A 22,973-nucleotide genomic window follows, 5' to 3' on the forward strand; every position below is an offset into this window, starting at 1 on the left:
TCGCACAAAATCACAGATTTTGGCTCTCTGCTTAAATTTGAGCTTTAGACTAATTAAAAATATTTAACGTGACGAAATATGGTAATATATCCGGTGGTATAAGTTGAATTTGGGGCATGGGTATCTATAGATATAAGCAGTAAACTGTACGGGTATATAGAATTGGGGGTGTTGTTTGTGAGTCTTAAGGCAGAAATACTAGATGAAAAAGGAATAAAAAGAACGTTAACGAGAGTATCTCATGAAATAATTGAAAAAAATAAGGGAATTGAGGACATAATATTAGTAGGAATTAAAAGAAGAGGATATCCATTAGCAAAGAGAATTGCAAAGATTATAGAACAAATTGAGGGAATAAAGTTACCTGTAGAAAGTGTGGACATAACTCTTTATAGAGATGATTTAAGTAAATTAAATGAGCAGCCTGTAATGAAAGATGGGGATATGCTAGATGTAGAAGATAAAAAAGTTATATTAGTAGATGATGTAGTTTATACAGGAAGAACAGTAAGAGCTGCTATAGATGCAATCATTCATGCTGGAAGACCTAAAATTATTCAGTTAGCAGTATTAGTAGATCGAGGACATAGAGAGCTTCCAATAAGAGCTGATTATGTTGGCAAGAATATTCCAACCTCTAGAAACGAAATTGTATCAGTAGAATTAAAAGAAATTGATGACAATGATTCAGTAAAAATATATGAGCAGTAAACTTTTAACAAGTCCTGAGAGGCTAAAAAGGAGGATTTATGAGTGAAAAATTTTGTTGATGTAGAAGAAAGATTATCGATTGGGGCAACCATTCCATTAAGTTTCCAGCATTTATTTGCTATGGTTGGTGCAACAATATTGGTACCAATAATTACGGGTATGAGTCCTTCTATTGCTTTGTTCTGCAGTGGTATAGGAACACTGTTGTATATAATATGTACGAAAGCAAAATTACCTGCATATATAGGTTCATCTTTTGCGTTTATAGGACCAATGCTTGTTGCTTCAAAAAATTATGGCCCAGAGGCTATGTTATCAGGGGTTATGGCAGCAGGTATAGTATATATAATAGTAGCTGTTATAATAAAATTTTGTGGAATTAGTTGGTTAAATAAAGCATTACCACCGGTAGTTGTTGGAGCTATAGTTATAGTTATAGGTTTAGGACTTTCTACTACTGCTATAAATTGGGCTGGTTTAAATCCTAATTATGTAGATGCATCTATGGCTAATGTGCCTAGATGGGCGTGGATAACAGTTTCAATAGTTACATTAGGTATTGGAGTATTAGGTAGTATGTATTTTAGGGGATTTTTTGCAGTAATTCCAATCCTTATAGCTATGATTTGTGGTTATATTACAGCTTTATGCCTTGGTGTAATTCCTCAGGAAGCAATAAATGCAATACTTAATGCAAAGTTGTTTAGATTGCCTCCATTTATGACTCCTAAGTTTAATTTGAATGCTATGATGCTTATGGCCCCAGTTTCATTTGTAACATTGGCTGAGCATATAGGTCATGTATATGTTACAAATAATGTAGTAGGTAGAGATTTTACTAAGGAACCTGGGCTTCATAGATCAATATTAGGCGATGGTGTCGCAACTATGTTTGCTAGTTTAGTTGGTGGTCCACCGAATACTACTTATGGTGAAAATATAGGTGTAATGGCTATAACAAAAGTATATAGTGTTTGGGTTATTGGAGGAGCCGGTGTAATAGCAATCCTGTTATCCTTTATAGGTCCAGTAGCAGCTGTAATTGAACACATGCCTATACCTGTAATGGGTGGAGTTAGCATATTGTTATTTGGTATAATAGCTTCATCAGGTTTTAGAATATTTGTAGAAGATAAGATTGATTTTGGAAAGAAGAAAAACTTGATACTATCTTCAGTTATAATTGTTATTGGAATTGGAGGAGCAGCTGTTAGATTTAAGTTTAATGGTGCGGATGTAGAAATTGCAGGAGTTGCTTTAGCTACTGTAGTAGGAATAGTATTAAACTTAATATTACCAGACAACAGTGTTTCAGAAGGAAATAATTCAGGAAAAAATAACATTAAAAAAGTAGTGTAGCTATGGGATAAACTTATTATTAGAAAAATCCTCAAAACTTGATATAATAGTTTTGGGGATTTTTTATTTATTATGCAAAAGATAGATATTCATGCCCGAAATTTAACTTATGCTCCGGAATATGCTGCCAAACTTCGGCACGTTAAAAGCTTTTAATCAGTCTAAAGTTCGTGTTTTAAGCAGAGAGCCAAAATCTGTGATTTTGTGCGAATCGCTTACTACTCTGACGAAAGGAAGAGTAGTTTCATAATAAATCTAAGAAGCTTTGATAAACTCGTACCTCAAACATATCAAACCTTCTAAGATTTTCTAAAAACACTTCACTAAGACTGATAAAAAAGTTTTTAAAAGTGCCTTCAGTTTTGGCATCATATTCCTACGTATAAGTTAAATTTAAACTGTGCTTATCTATAAATTTTAAATATTATGAAGCAATGATATTTTTATGAGGTTTTAGGAATAATAATAAGGAATGGTATTATAGTTTAACTTAGAATCTCATTATAGGTATTCCTAAAGAATAAAAAGGAGAGGAAAAAATATATGAAGTTAGTATCGTGGAATGTTAATGGGATTAGGGCTTGTGTTCAGAAAGGGTTTTTAGAGTATTTTAAAGAAGTAAATGCAGATATTTTTTGTATTCAGGAAAGTAAATTGCAAGAAAATCAAATAAATTTAGAATTAGAAGGATATTATCAGTACTGGAACTATGCAGAGAAAAAAGGATATTCAGGTACTGCTGTATTTAGTAAAATAAAGCCTATTAATTGCAGCTATGGTATAGATAAAGATGAACACGATAAAGAAGGACGAGTTATTACTCTAGAGTTTAGTGATTTTTATCTTGTAACAGTATATACTCCTAATTCACAGGAAAAACTAGCAAGACTTGATTATAGAATGCAGTGGGAGGATGATTTTAGGGCTTATATAAAAAGATTAGATGAAACTAAACCTGTAGTCTTATGTGGAGACTTAAACGTAGCTCATAAGGAAATAGACCTTAAAAATCCTAAGAATAATAGAAAAAATGCAGGGTTTTCTGATGAAGAAAGAAATAAATTTACAGAATTTTTGACTGCAGGATTTATAGATACATATCGTTATTTTTATCCAGATAAAGAAGGTATGTATTCTTGGTGGTCTTATAGATTTAATGCAAGAGCTAATAATGCAGGATGGCGTATAGATTATTTTTGTGTATCAGAAAAGCTAAAGGAAAGACTTGTTAGTGCAGATATTCATACAGAAGTATTTGGATCAGATCATTGTCCTATTGAATTGGTTATAGAGTAAAAATTACATATATGGGTACGCAGTGGAAACTTAAATTATACTCCGGAATATGTTGACAAACTTCAGCACGTTAAAAACTTTTAATCAGTCTAAAGCTCGTGTTTAAGAAAAACTAAGAACCTTATATAAACTCGCTATGCTCAAACATATATAAGGTTCTAAGATTTTCTAAAGCACTTCGCTAAGACTGATAAAAAAGTTTTTAAATGTGCCTTCAGTTTTGTCAACATATTCCTACGTATAATTTAAGTTTCCAGTTTATAACCCTATATGAATAATTATTATTGAAAAGTAAGTATTTTATGTAGAAGGAGATAAAGTATGTATTATACACTAATTGCAACGGCAACTTTTGGGTTGGAATCTGTTGTGGCAAATGAATTGAAGGAATTAGGATATGAGGATTTAAAAGTAGAGAATGGTAGAGTAACCTTTGAAGGTGATGAGAGAGATATTGTAACATGTAATATGTGGCTTAGAACTGCAGATAGAGTTTTGATAAAAATGGCGGAATTTGAGGCCAAAACTTTTGAGGATTTATTTCAAGGTACTTTAGCTGTAGACTGGGGAAGCATAATGACTGAGGATGCTTTTATGCATGTGGAAGGTAAGTCTGTAAAATCAACTTTGTTTAGCGTACCTGATTGCCAATCTATAGTAAAAAAAGCTATCATTGAGGCTATGAAGAGGAAATATAAAAAGGATTGGTTTAGTGAGGATGGGCCAAGATACAGAGTAGAGGTCGGGATTTTAAAAGACATAGTTACTTTAACGTTGGATACGTCAGGGACAGGATTACATAAAAGAGGATATAGAGAGAATGCTGGAGGAGCACCTATTAAGGAAACCCTTGCTGCAGCATTGGTATTATTAAGCAAGTGGGAACCTTCAAGAGTATTGGCAGATCCAATGTGTGGCTCTGGTACTATTGCTATTGAGGCGACACTTATTGGTAAAAACATAGCACCAGGTCTAAATAGAAGTTTTGCTTCAGAAAACTGGCCACTAATATCAAAAAATATCTGGGATGAAAGTAGAAAATATGCAGTAAATGCTGTAAATGATAAAGATGTTAAAATATTGGCTTCAGATATGGACGGTAGAGTAATTAAAACAGCTAGAGAAAATGCAAAAAAAGCAGGAGTAGAGGAATGTATAGAATTTCAAAAAATGCCTATGCAGGATTTTAGTTCCAAAAAAAGATATGGATTTATAATTACTAATCCACCTTACGGTGAGCGATTAGGAGAAGTTAAAGAGGTAGAAAAACTTTATAAGGATATGGGTGAGATTTTTGAAAAACTTAAGGATTGGTCCTATTTTGTTATTACTGCTCATCCAGAATTCCAAAAGTATTTTGGAAAGAATGCTGATAAAAATAGAAAGCTATATAATGGTAGATTGAAGTGCTATTATTATCAATATATAGGAGCAAAACCTGAGAAAAAATATTATGAAAAGTAAATTAGACAACTAAAAATATTAAAGATACATGATTCTAAAGGACTAGAAACATGTATCTTTATTTTTAATTAATTTGCTCTATTTTAGGTTTTTCAGGGTCAACATATACAGTCTTATTTGTATAGTATATTACCATGCCTGGTTTAGAACCACTAGGTTTATGCACATTCCTAATTTCGGTGTAGTCCACTGGTACCTTTGAGGATTCTTTGGCCTTACTATAAAAAGCGGCTAGCATGGCTGCTTCTTCTAAAGTCTGGTCAGGAAGGTTTCCAAAGTTTTTTATTATAACATGAGATCCGGGTATATTTTTTGTATGTAGCCATATATCTCTTTTATCAGCAAATTTTAAAGTTAAATAATCATTTTGGATGTTATTTTTGCCAACATATATTTCTATTCCATCACTAGATAAAAATTTCATAGGTTTTGTTGGTTTTATCTTTTTATTGTTTGATTTTTTAAATTTTATATATCCTGTCTCCATTAATTCACGCTTGATTTCATCAATACTCTCATAATCTTCAACATTCTTTATATTAGTTAAAACTGAGAGTAAATATTCTAATTCTTGTTCTGCTATATTAAGTTGTATCTTAGATGCCTCTTCGGTTTTTTTAAATTTATTATATTTTTTAAAATAGCTTTGAATATTTTCAGATGGAGTTTTGTTAACATCAAGCTTTATATTTATATATTCCATATCTTCACTATAGTAATTTTGTAAGCTTACTTCAGTATCACCTTTTTTAATACTATATATATTTGCCGTTAACAACTCGCCATACATTTTATATATATCCTTGCTATTACATTCTTCTAAACTATTCTTCAATATTTCAATCTTTTTATAGCATCTTTCAATATTTGAATTTATTAGTTTTTGTAAGTCGGAACTCTTATTACTAAGTCTATCAGACTTATCTTTTTCGTGGTAAAATTCTTCAAGTTGTTCAGATGGAGAGTTAAATATTTTTTCATCACAGTGATTTAAACTTGTAAGGCGTATACAATAAAAATCTTTTGGCATTCCATCTTCTATATATGATACAAAATTAAAATCCTTATGAAGTATTGTATTGAAAATTTCTGTTGAGAAGCTATATAAGCTATTTAAGTTATCAACAGATAAAGCTGTATTACAATTATTAAATCTATAATATAATTCTTTAGAAAACTGAGAGCTTACACCAGTAAAAATTTTCGAAAATAAGTTTTTATCCAGTTTTATATTGTCATCAATAATGTAATTTTTAAAACTTTCCAAATTAAAATTAAAAGGTGATAATTTATTTGAAACTGGAGGAAAAACATAATTTATACCAGGGTAAATACATCTTACAGTATTTATTTCTGGTGTTATATGTTTTATGCTATCCATAATAATGTTATCTCTCTGGCGAACTAAAGTGATATTACTGTGACGTCCCATAATTTCCACTACTAGAGTATAAATACTGTTAAAACCTAACTCATCAGTACTTTCAAAATCTAAGAACACTACTCTATCAGTATCTAGCTGTCGTATATCTACTAATTTACCTGTATTAAGATATTTTCTTAATACCATACAAAACATAGGTGGTTGTAATGGATTCACCTTACTAATTTTTGTAAGGTGAATTTTTGGATAAACTGAACTGGAACTAATTAGTAATTTATAAGTTTTTCTTTGATTTTTTATTGATATTACTATTTCATCCTTTTCAGGTTGATTTATTTTTTCTACTCTTCCATCTAATATAGAATCTTTAAATTCTTGTATTATGCTGTGTATAAAAATACCATCTAAAGCCATGGATATCATCCTTTCATCAATGAATTAAAGAGGTATGTAAAATTGGTTTTGAATGAACAGTTCAATTTTAAATTATATCATTTAAAATTTTTAAAATAAAGTTAATAATTTTATTGATAAAAACTTTATGTAGTAGTAAACTTATTATTAGTTTTATCATATTACTTTAAGAAAAGGTGGATTGCTGTTATGAAATTTACAAAAATGAATGGTACTGGAAATGATTTTATAGTTATAGATGATAGAGAAAACATCTTTTTACATAAAGAAAAAGATCTTGCAAGAAAGCTTTGTGATAGGCATTTTAGTATTGGTGGTGACGGAATATTAATTGTAAGAAACAGCGAAATTGCTGAAACACAAATGATAATAATGAACGTGGATGGGTCTTACGCCACCATGTGTGGTAATGGTATAAGATGTTTTGCAAAATATGTGTGGGATGAAGGTATAGTGAAGAAAAATCCTATAAAGATAGAAACTGGAGATGGCATAAAAGAAGCCTTTCTAATTATGGAAAATAACGTTGTACAAGAAGTAAAGATAGATATGGGATTACCTTCCTTTGAGCCAAAGCTCGTACCTGCAGAATTTTCTGAGGAAATTATAAATACGCAAATAAAAATAAATTCAAAAGAATATAATATAACATCAATGCTTATGGGGGTGCCACATACTGTTATATTCGGGAAGCTTGACGATTATGATGTAGAAGAAGGTAAAGCTATAGAAAAGTATGAAAAGTTTCCTATAGGAACTAATGTTAACTTTTGTGAGGTTATAGATCATAAAAAAGTTGATGTAAAGACTTGGGAGAGGGGGGCCGGTCCTACTTTAGCTTGTGGAACTGGAAGTTGCGCCTGTGTTATAGCGGCCAATAAGTTGGGTTTAACTGGAAGAGAAGTGGAAGTTCAAGTACCAGGTGGAAAACTTTTTATAGAAATAAAAGACAGTGGTGTATTTATGACTGGTCCAGCAGTAGTTTCTTTTAAAGGGGAATTAGAAGTTTAAATGAAAATGCCAATAAAAACTGCATTATTAATAGTTGTTGTTATCATGACTTTAAGCTCTACTTCTTGTAACAATAAGAAGCAAAAAGTTGAAGAAGTAAAGGATTTACCTCAATACTCTTATGTTACTGCTATAGAAAATAAAAACCAGGAAGATGATGCTTTTAGAGTAGAAAATAAGAGTTTATACAAAATAGGTAATGTGGAAAATATCTTGGATATGGTTTATAATGTTAACAACTCTACCTTTGTATATTCTGTTAGTACACAAAATAAAGAAACCTTTAATGAGAATAAGATCGAAATAATCAAAAATAAACAAAAAGTGGAACTAGAGGACTTTTACAGTGCTAAAGATTTAAGGTTAAACATATATGGTGACAAGTTGGCATTCAGAACTTTTAAAAGTCAATCAATAACAAGTGCTGAAGGCATGAAAATTTATGATATAAATGATAGAAGGTATTTACAGCTGAAATCTAAAGTTTTAGTTTCTGGAGACTTATACCAGTGGATTGATGAAAATAAAATAATATACTATGGAAATATTGAGGGAGAAAAAAGCTCTAGTAAAATATATGTATATGATTTTACACGGGATAAGGAAGATATATATATTGAAAATATAAAAGGATACTGCATGTATTTTGCCCTAATTGATAATAATGTTTTAATATTAACAAAACAAGGTGAAAATACAGCTTTAAGTTACTATGATAGTGCAAAAAATAGTATTCAATATATAGATAGTAACATTGAGGATATATACAGCTCTGTAGTTAATAAAAGTAATGGAGATGTTTACTTATTAGGCAGTGGGGATGAAGGAAAAGTATCTCTATATAGATTTTCCCATAATAAGTTTCAAATAGAAAGACTTACTTATGATTTTCCTAATATAATAGATGAAAATTCAGGAATAGCTATGGATACTAAGGGAAACATATATTTTTGCGGTACTGACAACTTAGATGGAAATGATAAAAAAGATGTATTCCTATATGATATAAATGAAAGATCAATAAACTTGATTTCAACACATGAAGGGAAATACAATCTTTATAATGATGTGAAACTAAATAATATGTAAATTATGCGATACTAATTTGTAAAATAAGGATAGGCTTTAGTTATTATAAAGCCTATTCTTATTTTTTTGAAATTGAGGCCTGGCTATATTACCGCCACTGAAGCCTTAATCCTCATATATTATAAATTCATTTATTCCTATAGTATTAGCGTAATCTTTACACATCTGTACTTGATTTTCAATACTTTCACCTTTACTAGTAAATTTAGACTTCCTGGAATATATAGCTGCTTTTATTGGTATCACGTCCTTTCTACTATATATGATATTATAAAGTATTATTTATAGCCATAAAAGTAAATATTATTAGGTTAAAAAGTAAAATTTAGTTTATATTTAAAGGAATTTATGTTAGTTTATAGAATTATTTACTAAGAAAGTATATTTGATTAAAGAAGGGAGATTTACAAATGCATATGTATAAGTTAGTTACCTAATAAAATATATTGACCAAGGACATACTAGTAAAAAAAATTTTAATAGGAGTGTGGTTAAATGAGTGGTATAAAAGATTTATACGGCGTTTTAAAAGGAAAGGTTTGTGAATATGATGAAGGTGATTCTAGAACTGATTTTTATAGCCCACATGTATATTTGTATGTAGAATGCAAGAATAAAAAGTATAAAATTGCAGTTAATACAAAATCTTCAGCCAAAATTACAATCAATAATAATAAAGTTCCAAATGACCTTTTATATATTGCTGATTCTAATTTTAATGCTGAACAAATCACTAACTTGCAAAAGTTGGAACAAGGGTTTTTCCCTATAAAACATCATAATAAATTTGTTACCACTGACTCTGATTATAAACCTCAGGAAATAGCCATAGATTTTATACGTAGTAACCTATTTAATCCCTGTGATATGATTATAGTACCTTCAGATAAATCAGGACCTGACAATGATTTAGCTGATTTCTTTAAAAAACATTTAGATACTGAGGAGTGTAAAAAATATGCAAATATATATGTATATGGAGGTCATTTTGATAATGGATTAGGTCTGCATGAAGTTCATATGAATCAAGGCAGTATTGGTAAATTTGAAGATTCAAATGGAGTGTACCAAGATGGTTGCATTTTATTAGAATATCCTGGTGATCATTGGGAGGCAATTTTCTTAGCATTCCAATCTCAATCATGGTGTACTGACAACAAAACCGGTAATTCAACAAAAAATTGTTTTATATATGACCATAAGACAAATAAAAAGATATGTGATATAGATAGGTGAAATTATTTCTAAAATAAAAAAGTAATATAAAATTGATCATTAATCATTGTTTAAACCCTTTCTCTACCTAGATTTGTTTTAGCGAACTAATTATACCCCGATTTTAAGGATTTTTCTATGATTTTTGATCTTTTTTTGTTTTGTGTTAATATCTATATATTAAGTGTCCATACGTCAGGATCACAATAAGTCTGGATGATGCTAAGGCAGAAGGATATGATTTTTTTAGTGTTTGTAATCCGCCAAAATAGAAAAAGCCTTTTTAATTCTCTAATTTTTATTGAACTAAAGGATTCATTAATTATCACCTTGAAATCTATCATATTTTTTATTGCATAGTTGTTTTTTATAGATAACAATCCATCTAAGTAATCATTTCCTGTATTTAAATATCGAAATGATGAATGCAATGTATCTGAAATTTTTTCTTTCTCCCTTAGATCTCTAAGTTCAATAAGAAATATATATTGCATTATCGATGAATCATAATAGTTCTCCTGTTTTTTTTGAAAACTTAAATAAAATTGTTTAAAAATATCAAGAGTGGACAAAATCAAAATATGATAATCGTAGCGAAATGAGGGAAATAGACTTTATATGATTGAGAGTATGAAAATAGATAGAGTAGATTTAGAAAATACAATAATTAATAATAAAAGCTTAATGCTGTTGCCAGAAAAGATTGTTATTGAAAACAAACTTATAGCCTTTAATGAAGTAGATAACAATTTATATGTTGCAATTAGTGAAGAACCCAGTATCTCATTAATTGAAGAATTAAGATTTATTTCGGGGAAAAATATTAAGTTATTCTTTGTAGAGCAAAGTCAAATTGTTAAAGTAATAAATAACTACTATCGTAAATATAGCCTGCAAGATGATGTGGAAATTATTACAACAAACCACAAAAATTATCCCACTGAAAATTATGAGGAAAACTTGGTAAATGTGAAAGAAGACTATGAAGAAGCACCTACTATTAAAATTACAAATTCACTAATAAGTGCAGCTATATACAAAAATGCCAGTGATATTCATATAGAACCAGGTCAAGATAGTTCTTTAATAAGATTTAGAATAGACGGTATTATAACGAAATACATGCCACTACCTATGAAAATATATATTACTGTTTGTACTAGAATCAAAGTAATGGCTTCCATGGATATTGCAGAGAGGAGAATGCCCCAAGATGGCAAAATAAAGTATATGCTGGATGATAAAAATTATGACTTAAGAGTATCAACCCTACCAACAATTTATGGTGAAAAAATAGTCATAAGGATCTTATATAAGTCTAAAAAAATGCAACATCTAGATTCTTTGGGGTTTAGTGAAAAAGATGTAAAAATGGTTAGATCGATGATATACAAACCCAATGGATTAATTCTTGTAACAGGTCCCACTGGAAGCGGAAAAACTACAACTCTATATTCCATGTTAAATTCTTTAGACAAGAAAAAGAAAAACATTGTTAGCATAGAAGATCCAGTAGAATATACTTTATCAAATATAAACCAAGTTAACGTAAATACTAAGATTGGTTTTACTTTTGCGGAAGGTTTAAGAAGTATATTAAGACAAGATCCAGATGTAATAATGGTTGGAGAAATAAGAGATGAAGAAACCGCACAGATTGCTGTAAGAGCTGCTATTACTGGTCATCTAGTTATTACTACTCTTCATACCAGTGATGCTGCTGAATCTATATTAAGACTAGAAGACATGGGGATACCATCTTATTTTCTTAAAGATGCATTAGTTGGAATTGTAGCTCAAAGATTAGTTAGAAAAATTTGTCCATATTGTAAAAATGCTTACGAGCCATCAGAACATGAAAGACAACAGCTTAACTTAACTTTAGGGAATAAGCTTTATAAAGGAAATGGATGTTGGAGATGCAGTGATACTGGCTATAACGGTAGAACTGCAATATATGAAATAGTAGATATGAAAAAATTTAGAAATAAAACTGAAAATTATGAAAGAATTGAAGCGTTAAGAAGACGTGATGTAGAGGATGAAACCAGTTCTATGAAAAATAATTGTATAAACCTTGTGAAAAATGGCATAACATCATATGAAGAATTTATGAGAATACATATAGATAGCATTGAAAGGAGCAGTTAACATTATTAAATATAGAGCAATAGATCTTAATGGTAATAAGATAAAAGGCAAGTATGAATCAAATAACATAGAAGAACTTAATAACATATTGAGAAAAAGCGGATATTTTTTACTAAAAATTAACAAAGAAAAAAATATTTTAGAAAACATACACAATGGTAAAGCTGGATATAAAGAAATTAGCATAATTTGTAGGGGATTAAGTTCAATGTTAAGTGCTGGAATTACTATAACAAAAGCTATAAATATAGTAGCTTTTCAATGTAATAAAAAAAGTTTAAGAGAAAGCCTTAATAATATTGAAAGAAATCTATCAAAAGGAGAAAGCTTATACAATAGTTTTAAGAGGAAGGAAGATATATATCCGCTATTTATGGTAGAAATGATAAATATAGGAGAAATTAGTGGAAGATTAGATCAGGTATTGGAAAAGTTATCGCAATATTATGAAAAAGAATACAGAACACGTATGAAGATAAGATCAGCTTTATGTTATCCAACTATAATACTTTTCCTTTCTATAAATATAACTTTTTTTCTTATGATAGAAATTGTACCTGAATTTATGAAGGTTTTAGAATCTTCTGGTGGAGAGGTTCCAATTATTACTGAAATGATGCTGCAGTTATGCATTTTAATCAAAACAAATTTCTTTTCTATGGCTATATCTTTATTCATATTTTTAACCTTAGTATATTTCATGTACAAGAAGAACAAGTTTAAGACTTATTTAGATAAATTTAAAATTAAAATACCCATTATTCGAACTTTTTATAATAGGTTATTACTAATAAGGATTTCTAATATTATGTCTATACTATTATATTCTGGCTTTACAATCATAAAAACTTTAGAAGTAACTAATAGTGTTTTGGACAACAGTATTGTGAAAAAAAAGCTTTATGAATGTACTGAAAATATAAAGAATGGAGAGTCCATATATTCATCCTTCCATAAGTATTGCTTGGGAAATAATTTGTTTCTATCAATGGTTAAAATTGGGGAAGAAGCGGGAAATTTGGATTATATGTTATCAAAAGTACAGGAAATATTAGAAGATGAACTAGAGGAAAATTTAAAAAAACTTGTAACTTTAGTAGAGCCTATAACTATTGTTTTATTAGCAGCATTTGTAGGTATATTTGTTATAGCAGGATTTTTACCAATAGTTAACATAATGGATTCTATAAATTGAGCCAATCAAAGGTGAGCAGATTTCAATCACTGCTTGTAGTGGAGAAAGTTTTAGGGGTGGTAGTCAAATGAATAAAATTAGTATTAATACGTTATTAATACGGAGGATAATATGTTAAAGTCGAAAAGAATTTATAAAAAATCAGGTTTTACTTTAATTGAACTTATGTTAGTAGTCACAATCATTTTTGTTCTAATGGGATTTTTAGTCCCGAAGGTTTCTTCTTATCAGGAAAAAGTTAAGAATATAAAGGCTATTAATACAGCAAAGCAAATACAAACAGCTGCTATGGCTAGTTATGGTGATAACCAGGGTAAATTTGTTTCAGATGATGTAGTGGAGAATATTAATGCTCTCACTTCTGCAGAAAGTATAGACATTGAATCTTCAAGTGAGGATCAAAACATATCTGTTAACTATGAAAGTGATAAGAAAACTTACACTGTACAAGTAGATGCAGATGAAAATACATATATAGTGTTATTAGGAGATGTGCAGATATATCCTAAGTTATCTAGTGATGAATAAACATAAAGGATTCACTTTTATAGAACTTATAATAGTGCTAAGCATACTTTGTACTATATTTAGTATGAGTTTAGTAAACATAGGTGGGTATAGTAAGCTGCAAAACAGTATTGATGTTGATGTGTTTAGTAATGATGTAGTTAACTTTATAAATAATTCAAAGTCATATTGTAGAGACAATAATATTGGTGGGTATATATATTTCGATACTAATAAAAATTCCGTAAGTTTTATTTGTGGATTAAAAAAAATATATACTTTAAATTTACCAGATAAATTTACTTTGAATATAGTACGCCCTGGAAACAAAATAAAAATTGATAACAGAGGCATAACCTCAGATGCATGCACAATTAGATATAAAGATAGAAAAGGAAAACCCCATTATATTACAATGAGTGTAGGAACTGCATATGTTGAAATTAAAAATTAAAAAGGGGCTTACCCTTATAGAAGTGCTGTGTAGTATTACAATCTTTTCAATAATAATTCTATTAATAATATCCATACAATTAAGTAGTATAAAAATAAAAAAATACAGCAACGATATTTACAATTATTCTATATTTATGGAAGAACTTAAAAATGTAATTATAAATAATACCTCTTATGAAGAGTTAAAGAATATCAGTTTAGAAAATAAGTATTTTATTTCAAAAGAAAATATTAGAATAGAAAAAATTAAAGAAATAGGAATTACTAATATATTTGTAAGTAATATTGAAAAACAGGAACCATATTTAGTAATAAATATAGAAGGAGATGAAGTATTGAAAGTAAAGTTAGAATTACATACGAAACCTTTAAAAAAAGAAAAAGTCATGGAGTGTGAGTTCTATAAAGGTACATATAAGAGATAAGTGCAATGTAAAAAAAGGTTTTACATTGATAGAAATTTTATTGGCATCAAGTTTAATAGGAATTGTAACTGTTACTCCCATAAGCATAGTTTATAAATATACAAAAATTCATAGAACACAAATAAATAATAGTAGAGAATCTTTTTATATAAATGAAGGGTTTATGATAATTGAGCATGAAATTAGCAGTGCCAAATATGTAAAAATAAAAGATAACATAATTATTTTAAGAAGATACGATAATAGTAATTTTGACTATATAAGAGTTGACAAAGATTCCGATGTTATAATTTCTTATGGTTCATTATACTCTTCTACAACAAATAACATATTAAAAAATGCTAAAAATTTTAAAGCTGAAGGTGTTGGTCAAGTAGTATATATCACTATTGAGACAAGAGGAGGAGATATTTATAAAAGATGCTTACCATTAGAAAGAAAAAAAGTAGAAGAGGATTTATATTAATATACGTTTTATTTATTGGATGTATTTGCATTTCTATAGTTTCAGTGGGTTATAAGATGGAGTTTGCAAAACGAGATAACACTATAAAACTGCGAAATAATGCTACCAAAGTTGATAAACTTCAGAAAAGTAGAGAATATCTATTGAATGAATTAGATAAATATATACATAACAATATAAATAATTTAAGCAGTGAAGAAATACAAAATTACTTTAATGCATCAAATGATTTTAAAGTGATTTATGAAGGCTCATACATTATCTACATTAAAGATAAAAATTGTTTTTTATTAAAACATTATCTAAACAATAAATTTTGTAAGGAAGAATTATATGAATATAAGATTACTAATAAAGGTTTAGTATATGGATGTATAGATTATTCATTTAAAGAAGGAGAAATAAAGTGATTAGAAGAAGGGCTGTGTTAGAAATTAGTGAGGAAAAGTTAACTTACAGAGAAATATCTAAAAAAAATATTTTATCCAAGGGAAAAGTTATCAGTTTCCATGGTGAAACTGAAATTGCTAAAAATAACTTTGGTAAGCTTATAGTTAACTTGAAAGATAAAAACTTATCTATAGTCGTTAATGACGAAGAAGTATATATAAAGTTAATTACTATACCAAGAGTACCTAAAGAAAGGATTTATTTTATTATAAAAAATGAGCTTGCATATAGATTTAAAAATGTTAGTAACATAATATTTTCATACCAGATTGTGCATCATAAAAAAGATAAATTGGAAGTTATGGTATTTTGCCTAAATTGGAATAAATCAAATTTAATCAATAGATTTGCTGAAGAAGGCATAAGAATAGAAAAACTGGTTCCTGTGCAATTTCACATAATAGATAACTACAGTAAAAGAATTAAGGAAAAAGAGTACGGTATTATTTTTTTACGAGAAAAAAGTTTGTATTTTGTAGGATGTGTTGAAAATAAGATGATTACTAACAAAGTGATCAGTATTTACGACAATTTACAAGACAATATATTTATAGATGAATTAGAGAAATTTAAGATTAAATGTAGTGTTTTTGGTTTTGAAAATGAATTGACAAATTTATTCTTCTTAAATTTTCCGTATAAAGAGTTGGTTAATAGTTTATCTGAGTCTTATAATTGTAACTATTTAGAATATAACGAAATGGATGTATTAAGGTAAAAATAGATGAATAGATTAAACTTTTTACCACAATGGTATTTAGAAAAACAGAATAATAAGAATAAAAAGATTATAAATGTGATAATTATTACACTTTTTATTATAAACATGGCTCTTATAGAATCTCTTATATTTAATATTGATAAAAATAAGAAATTAGATAACCAAGTTAAGCAAAATGCTGCTTCAATAAAAAATAATTCTAGATTAAATTTTAAAAAAATGGATAATAAAAATAAAACTTTAGAAAATCTTATGTTTTTATTAAATTATATTTTGCTAGATAAAGATTTTCAGCAGATCAACATAGAAAATAGTGACGTAACCATGTACTATGATGGAATTGAAAATTTTATGCATATGATTATAAGTATGGAGAAAGAGGATAAATTCTCTATAAAGAATTTATTGTATACTGATGAAAATCATGGGAAGAAAATGGTGAAAATTTTATTAAAATTAAAATAGTGGGAGTATTTATGTTTATTAGAAAAAAATATATTTCTTTTATAATATTACTGTTGATTATTTTTATAACATTAATCCTTCAGAATTTAAGTGTTATAAAAAAAATCAACAATAATGAAGATAAGTTAATAGCAGAAAAGAATAAAAAAAATAGTTCAAAGGTTTTTGGATATGAAGATATAATTAAAGCACTTGATATTGATAACAACATAAAAATTAAACAAATAAGTCAGCAAAAAGATACTGATATAGTTACTGCTAATGTTGAAATTTCTGAGGATATACTTAAAATTAGAGAATTATTGCAGAATATTCAGCAAAAAGAGAATTTTGATAGTTTAAATAAAATTGAAATAAAAAAAGATAATAATAACACGGTAAGTGTAAAAGCAGATGTAAATTTTATAAAAAACAAATAACAGGATTTTGGTGCCTTAAAAAAGTTATGGCGATGAATTAATAATATTTGCAAATAATCACAAGTTTTGATAAAATAACATTGTTCCATTGGGGCTACGGCAATATTATATGACAATTACATAAGTTTTTACTGTTTTAAGAATAATAATTACAAAAATTGGAGAAAGTAATAATGTGTATTGTACCTGACATAAATATGGTGGTAAAATAAAGTGTTTATGGGGGTAAAGTAAAATGTTTAATGAAAGAATTAAAAAGTTAAGAGAAGCAATGAATAATAAAAAGTTAGACGCTGTGCTTTTAGTTGGAGACCATAATAGAAACTATCTAAGTGGATTTACAGGGAACGAAAGTTATTCATTGATAACATCTGATAAAGCATTTTTTATCACAGACTCGAGGTTTATAGAACAGGCTAAGCAACAGGTAGAAGCATATGAAGTAATTGAATATAGTAAAAATAGTACTTTTATAGATTCTCTATCTGAACTACTTAATAAAAATAATATAAATACATTGGGTTTTGAAGAAAACATACTTTCCTTCAGCGCATATAGTACTTATAAACAAAAACTAAATTGTACTCTTATTCCTATGGAAGGTATGGTTGAGGAAATAAGAATAATTAAGGATGACAGTGAGTTAAAACTTATAAAAGGTGCTGCAGAAATTGCAGATAAAGCTTTTGAGTATATAATTAAATATATAAAGCCTGGTATGACAGAAAAAGAAATAGGGCTAGAGATAGAATTCTATATGAAAAAGTTAGGTGCTAGTGATTTGTCTTTTCCGTCCATTGTGGCATCAGGAGCTAGATCAAGTTTACCTCATGGAGAAGCTACTAACAAAACTGTTAATAAAGGTGAATTTTTAACTCTTGATTATGGCTGTATTTATAATGGGTATTGTTCAGATATGACTAGAACCATAGTAATAGGAGAACCAACTACGAAAATGATAGATGTTTATAATACCGTATTAGAGGCACAACAATTGGCTCTAAAAGCTTTTAAGCCAGAAATCCCTGCTGTAGATGTTGATAAAGTTGCAAGGGATTACATTAAACAAAAGGGCTATGGAGATTATTTTGGTCATAGTCTTGGTCATGGAGTTGGGAGAGAAATTCATGAATCACCAGTGATTGGATATAGAAATCACAAAAAGTTGAAAGTTGGCATGGTGGTTACAGACGAACCAGGTATATATATACCAAACTTTGGTGGGGTAAGAATAGAGGATTTACTAGTAATTACTGAAAATGGATGTGAAACTTTATCTAAATCACCAAAAGAACTTATGTGCATAGGGTAGCTATATGATTGCCTGAAAAGGTTAAGTATAAATGAATTTAATATATTTTTGGAGGGATACATAAATGATATCAGCAGGAGATTTAAGAAAAGGAACTACTTTTGAATTAGATGGACAAGTGTTTACTGTAGTAGATTTCCTTCATGTAAAACCAGGTAAAGGTGCTGCTTTTGTTAGAACGAAACTTAGAAATGTTAAAACAGGTTCAGTTACAGATACAACTTTCAATCCAACTGCAAAGCTTCAAGAAGCAGTTATAGAAAGAAAAGAAATGCAATACTTATATTCAGATGGCGAACTATATTACTTTATGGATCAAGAAACATATGAGCAAATTCCTTTAAATCACGAAAAAGTTGAAGATGCTATAAAATTCTTAAAGGAAAATATGTTTGCTGTAATAAAGTTTTATAAAGGGGATGCATTCTCAGTAGAAGCTCCAAACTTTGTTGAACTAGTTGTAACTCAAACAGATCCAGGTGTAAAAGGAAACACAGCTACAAATGTTTTAAAACCTGCAACAGTTGAAACGGGAGCAATAGTTCCAGTACCTATATTTGTAAATGAAGGTGAAACTATAAGAATAGATACAAGAACTGGAGAATATATGGAAAGAGTTTAAGGAATACTAATGGCAAAATAGATTTAAGGATGTGATTAGATGAATTCAATAAATTCAAAGGTCTCCTATCTTAGCGGATTAATAGATGGATTAGATATTGATAGGGATACCAAGGAAGGAAAAATCTTGGTTGAAGTTGTCAATGTATTAAAGAGTATAGCACAAGAAATTACAGAAATTGCAGAATCTCAAAAGGATATGCAGCATTATATTGATGCAATAGATGAAGATTTGACCGATCTACAAGATGAGTTTTATGACAGTGATTATAACTTATGTGAAGACGAAGGAAACAATTTTGTGCAATTAGAATGTAAAGATTGTGGCGATACTGTGTATGTTGATAAAGATATTATGAGCCAGGGAGAAGAAATAACATGTCCTAATTGCCATAACAAAATATCCTTAGAATAATCATAAGGTAAAAAACCGTGTAAATGTAATATACATTTACACGGTTTTTTGTTTTGCAAAGATTTTTATAATAAATATTTATTTTTTAGGAATAATTTTAGTAAAACAAAAATACAGATTAATATAAAGAAAGGAGATGAGAAAGATAGATACAAAAGAAATATTTAATATATTACCACAAACCATTAAAGATGCAATTGAACATGTATCTAACATAGAGAAGCTTCAAGAGATAAGGATAAGAGCAGACAAGCCTCTAATGTTTCAAATAGGTAACAAAGAAATTATTCATAAATATATACCTGAATTTGATGATTTTAAATTTATAATTCAAAGAATAAGTAATTATTCTATTTATGCTTTTGAAGAAGAAATAAGACAAGGGTATATAACTACTAAAGGTGGGCATAGAGTTGGAATATGTGGAAGATGTATTATAGAAAAAAATCAAATAAAGACCATAAAAAATATTGCATCTCTTAATATTAGGATATGTAAAGAAATTTTAAACTGTTCAGATGATATAATGACACATATTTTAAAAGACAATGAGGTAATGAATACTATAATAATATCTCCCCCCAAATGTGGAAAAACAACTTTAATTAGAGACATAGCAAGAAACATTTCTAACGGTATAGAAAATACAGATTTTAAGGGCCGAAAAGTTTGTATAATTGATGAAAGAAGTGAAATAGGTGCTTGCTTTAATGGAATACCACAACTTAATGTAGGTCTTAGAACAGATATTTTAGATAGCTGTCCTAAAAGTGAAGGTATAATCATGGCAATAAGAAGTATGTCTCCTGATGTTATTGTATGTGATGAAATAGGAACTAACAAAGACATTGAAAGTATTTTAACTGCCTTAAATTCAGGGGTTGGCTTAATTACTACAATTCATGGATATGATGTAGAAGACTTATTTAATAGACCAGTTTTTAAAGATATTATAGATAACAAAGTATTTCAAAGAGCTGTGATTTTGAGTAATAGAAGGGGAGTAGGCACCGTAGAGTATATATATGATTTTAATAACAAAAGTATAGTATGGAGGGGATAACATGATAAGGGTATTAGGCTGTATTATAATTTTATTTGCCTCCACTGGAATAGGTTTTATCTATAGTGAAAGCTTTAAAAAAAGAACAGCACAATTAAATGAATTTCAAAGATGCATTTATCAACTTCAAAATGAAATTATATACACACACACACCATTGCCAAAGGCTATATCAAACATAGCTGAAAAAAGTGTACATCCTGTAAAGTTAGTATTTGATGAAATTTCATCCTTACTATGTTCAAATGTTGTAGATACTGTTTATGAGGCTTTTTATAAAGTATTTAGTAATAAGCAGAGTATTTTAAATCTTAAGGGTGAAGATATTAACGTTATATTAGATCTTGCAAAAAATCTTGGTGAATCTGATCTGGAGGGACAAAAAAAAATATTTACATTATCCTTGGAAAATCTAAAAAAACAAATTAAGGATTCAGAGCTTTCAATGAAGAATAATGTAAAAATGTATAGATACTTAGGATTTTCATTAGGGGCTATGTTAGTCATAGTTTTAATATAAATCATACAATCTAATGTTTATAAAAGGGGGAACTTAAATGTTAGATATAAGCTTAATATTTAAAATTGCAGGTCTTTCAATTCTTATTATTGTTCTTGATAAGGTACTTAAAAGCATGGGAAAAGATGAATATGCTGTTGTAACTAATTTGGCTGGAATAGTTATGATATTGATGCTTGTAATAAACTTAGTAGGAAAACTATTTTCTACAGTGAGAACTATGTTTCAACTTTAGGAGGATCTCATGGATGAAATAGTAAAAATAGTAGCCTTTGCATTCATAGCTTTATTTATTGTTTTAATTTTTGAGGGACGAAGAGATGATTTGACTGTCCCTATAAGTATAGCTGTAGGTGCAATTATATTTTTATTTATGGTAAGTAAAATTACAGCTGTGCTGCAATTTATCCAAGAATTAGCTATAAAATCTAATATTGACTTTGTATATTTAACAACTGTATTTAAAATACTTGCAATCGCCTACTTGGCATCATTTTGTAGTGAAATATGTAGGGATGCTGGGCAAGGAAGTCTTGGAGCAAAAGTAGAGTTTGCAGGCAAAATACTTATTCTTGCATTAGCAATACCAATATTAATGGCTGTGCTTCAGTCAATTCTAAAGATTATGTAGGTGTTAATATGAAAAGAATTATAATTATTTTACTTATGATATTCTTAACATCTTTTAAGGTACAAGCTGCAGGAAGTTATAGTGCCTCTATTGATGCAAAAGAAAAGCCAGAAAGTCAGCAGATAGAACAGCTTTATGATTATATATCAAATATGAAAACCAAATATGAAGTAATGAAAGATATAGATGTAAAAACTTACATAAAAGACTTTATGAAAACTGGAGATGGAAAAATATCTGCTAAAAAACTGACTAATGCGTTGGTTGTATATATGATGAAAGAAGTTGCTGCTTCATTAAAGTTACTAGCTCTTTTAGTAGTAATTTCACTTATATGTGCGTTGCTAACAAACTTACAAAAAGCATTTAGTAGTGAGAATTTATCTAACATAGCATATTTTGCTTGTTATTCTATATTAATAGTAATAATGGCTAAGAGTTTCTATATAGGTGTAGACCTAGCTAGATCTACTATTAAAGATATGACTGATTTTATGACTGCTCTAATGCCAATTCTTATAATGCTTATAGCTAGCGTTGGAGGCTTTGTTGAAGCTGCAGTGATGGATCCCATTATTATAGGAGCTATAACTATAAGTGCAAAGCTTTTTATAGATGTAATAATTCCTATAATATGTATGACTTTTGTGCTTCAATTTGTAAATAATCTATCTGAAGAATATAAGATAGATAAGCTTACGAAGCTTTTAAGTCAAGTTGCAATGTGGGGACAAGGCGTTATAATGACTGTATTTATAGGTATTATAACTATAAGGGGTATTACAGCTAAAACTATAGATGAAGTTACAGCAAAAACAGCAAAATTTGCAGTTGATAACTTTGTACCAATTGTAGGAAAAAGTCTTTCAGATGCCATATCTACAGTAGCAGGGTATTCGATTTTATTGAAAAATGCATTGAGCAGTTTAGGACTTGTAGTACTCATTGCTATAATACTTTTTCCAATAATAAAATTGCTAGTTATGTCTTTCTTATACAAACTTACTGCGGCTCTAATAGAACCTATAAGCGATAGGAGAATGGTTAACTGTATAAGCTCTGCAGGAGATTCTCTTATATTAGTTATGGCATGTCTTATATGTGTTTCAGTTATGTTTTTCATTATGATAGCAATAATAGCTTCAGCGGGAAAGGTTATGATGGGAGTGTAAAGCTTGCCACCAGTGGCGTGAGAACAAACATAGGAAAGAAG

26 protein-coding genes and 2 pseudogenes are annotated in these 22,973 nt (G+C 28.8%); 25 read left to right on the plus strand and 3 right to left on the minus strand.

The features are described 5' to 3' along the window. The first annotated feature begins 177 nt into the window (after positions 1-177). The 4 genes from pyrR (at position 178) to HGI79_RS08300 (ending at position 4,830) form a co-directional block, all read left to right on the plus strand. Positions 178-711: a bifunctional pyr operon transcriptional regulator/uracil phosphoribosyltransferase PyrR gene (gene pyrR / locus HGI79_RS08285; protein WP_185650249.1), complete on the plus strand. Its 534-nt coding sequence runs from the start codon at positions 178-180 to the stop codon at positions 709-711. A gap of 42 nt (positions 712-753) precedes the next feature. After that, complete coding sequence (gene uraA, locus HGI79_RS08290) at positions 754-2,070, plus strand: uracil permease (protein WP_185650250.1); 1,317 nt, start codon at positions 754-756, stop codon at positions 2,068-2,070. A gap of 543 nt (positions 2,071-2,613) precedes the next feature. Beyond that, positions 2,614-3,366: an exodeoxyribonuclease III gene (locus tag HGI79_RS08295; protein ID WP_185650251.1), complete on the plus strand. Its 753-nt coding sequence runs from the start codon at positions 2,614-2,616 to the stop codon at positions 3,364-3,366. A 321-nt stretch (positions 3,367-3,687) separates the two neighbouring features. Further along, entirely contained in the window at positions 3,688-4,830 is a 1,143-nt protein-coding gene (locus HGI79_RS08300) for a class I SAM-dependent RNA methyltransferase (RefSeq protein WP_185650252.1), read from the plus strand. A 64-nt stretch (positions 4,831-4,894) separates the two neighbouring features. On the opposite strand, the gene HGI79_RS08305 is transcribed toward HGI79_RS08300, so the two are convergent. Next, positions 4,895-6,628, minus strand: a complete 1,734-nt coding sequence (locus HGI79_RS08305) for an NFACT family protein (RefSeq protein ID WP_185650253.1) — start codon at positions 6,626-6,628, stop codon at positions 4,895-4,897. A 189-nt stretch (positions 6,629-6,817) separates the two neighbouring features. Between HGI79_RS08305 and dapF the strand changes: the two genes are divergently transcribed. Continuing rightward, positions 6,818-7,639 carry a diaminopimelate epimerase gene (gene dapF, locus HGI79_RS08310; RefSeq protein ID WP_185650254.1) on the plus strand — a complete coding sequence of 274 codons (822 nt, stop codon included), beginning with the start codon at positions 6,818-6,820 and terminating at the stop codon, positions 7,637-7,639. Then, positions 7,640-8,728, plus strand: a complete 1,089-nt coding sequence (locus HGI79_RS08315) for a hypothetical protein (protein WP_185650255.1) — start codon at positions 7,640-7,642, stop codon at positions 8,726-8,728. 108 nt (positions 8,729-8,836) lie between these two features. Here HGI79_RS08315 and HGI79_RS08320 read toward each other — a convergent pair. Beyond that, positions 8,837-8,965: pseudogene (locus tag HGI79_RS08320) on the minus strand (recombinase family protein); the annotation flags it as partial. Between the two features lie 258 nt (positions 8,966-9,223). Between HGI79_RS08320 and HGI79_RS08325 the strand changes: the two are divergent. Further along, complete coding sequence (locus HGI79_RS08325) at positions 9,224-9,964, plus strand: YukJ family protein (protein WP_185650256.1); 741 nt, start codon at positions 9,224-9,226, stop codon at positions 9,962-9,964. A 266-nt stretch (positions 9,965-10,230) separates the two neighbouring features. On the opposite strand, the pseudogene HGI79_RS22755 reads toward HGI79_RS08325, so the two are convergent. Continuing rightward, positions 10,231-10,389, minus strand: a pseudogene (locus HGI79_RS22755) (histidine kinase); the annotation flags it as partial. A gap of 184 nt (positions 10,390-10,573) precedes the next feature. On the opposite strand from HGI79_RS22755, the gene HGI79_RS08330 reads away from it, so the two are divergent. The 18 genes from HGI79_RS08330 to spoIIIAE all read left to right on the plus strand — a co-directional run bounded on the left by HGI79_RS08330 (position 10,574) and on the right by spoIIIAE (position 22,932). After that, positions 10,574-12,094, plus strand: coding sequence for a GspE/PulE family protein (locus HGI79_RS08330; RefSeq protein ID WP_241428168.1), 1,521 nt, complete (start codon positions 10,574-10,576; stop codon positions 12,092-12,094). Next, entirely contained in the window at positions 12,078-13,289 is a 1,212-nt protein-coding gene (locus tag HGI79_RS08335) for a type II secretion system F family protein (RefSeq protein WP_185650257.1), read from the plus strand. Before HGI79_RS08330 ends, HGI79_RS08335 begins: the two co-directional genes overlap by 17 nt. A 111-nt stretch (positions 13,290-13,400) precedes the next feature. Next, on the plus strand, positions 13,401-13,817 hold the full coding sequence (locus tag HGI79_RS08340) for a type II secretion system protein (RefSeq protein WP_185650258.1): 417 nt from the start codon (positions 13,401-13,403) through the stop codon (positions 13,815-13,817). Continuing rightward, a complete protein-coding gene (locus HGI79_RS08345) occupies positions 13,810-14,250 on the plus strand; it encodes a type II secretion system protein (protein WP_241428169.1) in 441 nt (146 codons plus the stop codon). Before HGI79_RS08340 ends, HGI79_RS08345 begins: the two co-directional genes overlap by 8 nt. Then, positions 14,231-14,677, plus strand: a complete 447-nt coding sequence (locus HGI79_RS08350; protein ID WP_185650260.1) for a prepilin-type N-terminal cleavage/methylation domain-containing protein — start codon at positions 14,231-14,233, stop codon at positions 14,675-14,677. Before HGI79_RS08345 ends, HGI79_RS08350 begins: the two co-directional genes overlap by 20 nt. Then, positions 14,646-15,143, plus strand: a complete 498-nt coding sequence (locus tag HGI79_RS08355) for a prepilin-type N-terminal cleavage/methylation domain-containing protein (RefSeq protein WP_185650261.1) — start codon at positions 14,646-14,648, stop codon at positions 15,141-15,143. The genes HGI79_RS08350 and HGI79_RS08355 overlap by 32 nt, the downstream gene beginning before the upstream one ends. Before the next feature lie 56 nt (positions 15,144-15,199). Further along, the gene (locus HGI79_RS08360; protein ID WP_185650262.1) at positions 15,200-15,553 is read left to right on the plus strand and encodes a hypothetical protein; all 354 of its coding nucleotides are present in this window, start codon (positions 15,200-15,202) and stop codon (positions 15,551-15,553) included. Further along, positions 15,550-16,311, plus strand: coding sequence for a hypothetical protein (locus HGI79_RS08365; protein WP_185650263.1), 762 nt, complete (start codon positions 15,550-15,552; stop codon positions 16,309-16,311). The genes HGI79_RS08360 and HGI79_RS08365 overlap by 4 nt, the downstream gene beginning before the upstream one ends. Before the next feature lie 6 nt (positions 16,312-16,317). Then, the gene (locus HGI79_RS08370; protein WP_185650264.1) at positions 16,318-16,779 is read left to right on the plus strand and encodes a hypothetical protein; all 462 of its coding nucleotides are present in this window, start codon (positions 16,318-16,320) and stop codon (positions 16,777-16,779) included. 11 nt (positions 16,780-16,790) lie between these two features. Continuing rightward, a complete protein-coding gene (locus tag HGI79_RS08375; protein WP_185650265.1) occupies positions 16,791-17,198 on the plus strand; it encodes a hypothetical protein in 408 nt (135 codons plus the stop codon). A gap of 235 nt (positions 17,199-17,433) precedes the next feature. Beyond that, positions 17,434-18,510, plus strand: coding sequence for a Xaa-Pro peptidase family protein (locus HGI79_RS08380; protein WP_185650266.1), 1,077 nt, complete (start codon positions 17,434-17,436; stop codon positions 18,508-18,510). Between the two features lie 64 nt (positions 18,511-18,574). Then, positions 18,575-19,132, plus strand: coding sequence for an elongation factor P (gene efp, locus HGI79_RS08385; protein WP_185650267.1), 558 nt, complete (start codon positions 18,575-18,577; stop codon positions 19,130-19,132). A 39-nt stretch (positions 19,133-19,171) separates the two neighbouring features. After that, positions 19,172-19,546 (plus strand): CD1247 N-terminal domain-containing protein, encoded by a 375-nt coding sequence (locus HGI79_RS08390; RefSeq protein ID WP_185650268.1) that lies wholly within the window; start codon positions 19,172-19,174, stop codon positions 19,544-19,546. A 136-nt stretch (positions 19,547-19,682) separates the two neighbouring features. Then, positions 19,683-20,609, plus strand: coding sequence for a stage III sporulation protein AA (gene spoIIIAA, locus HGI79_RS08395; protein WP_185650269.1), 927 nt, complete (start codon positions 19,683-19,685; stop codon positions 20,607-20,609). Position 20,610: 1 nt separating this feature from the next. Beyond that, positions 20,611-21,129: a stage III sporulation protein SpoIIIAB gene (gene spoIIIAB, locus HGI79_RS08400; protein WP_185650270.1), complete on the plus strand. Its 519-nt coding sequence runs from the start codon at positions 20,611-20,613 to the stop codon at positions 21,127-21,129. Positions 21,130-21,166: 37 nt separating this feature from the next. After that, positions 21,167-21,364: a stage III sporulation protein AC gene (gene spoIIIAC / locus HGI79_RS08405; protein ID WP_185650271.1), complete on the plus strand. Its 198-nt coding sequence runs from the start codon at positions 21,167-21,169 to the stop codon at positions 21,362-21,364. A 9-nt stretch (positions 21,365-21,373) separates the two neighbouring features. Then, positions 21,374-21,760 (plus strand): stage III sporulation protein AD, encoded by a 387-nt coding sequence (spoIIIAD, locus tag HGI79_RS08410; protein WP_185650272.1) that lies wholly within the window; start codon positions 21,374-21,376, stop codon positions 21,758-21,760. Positions 21,761-21,768: 8 nt separating this feature from the next. Then, complete coding sequence (gene spoIIIAE / locus HGI79_RS08415) at positions 21,769-22,932, plus strand: stage III sporulation protein AE (RefSeq protein WP_185650273.1); 1,164 nt, start codon at positions 21,769-21,771, stop codon at positions 22,930-22,932. Positions 22,933-22,973: the final 41 nt, after the last annotated feature.

It is taken from the genome of Clostridium sp. DJ247, assembly GCF_014231265.1.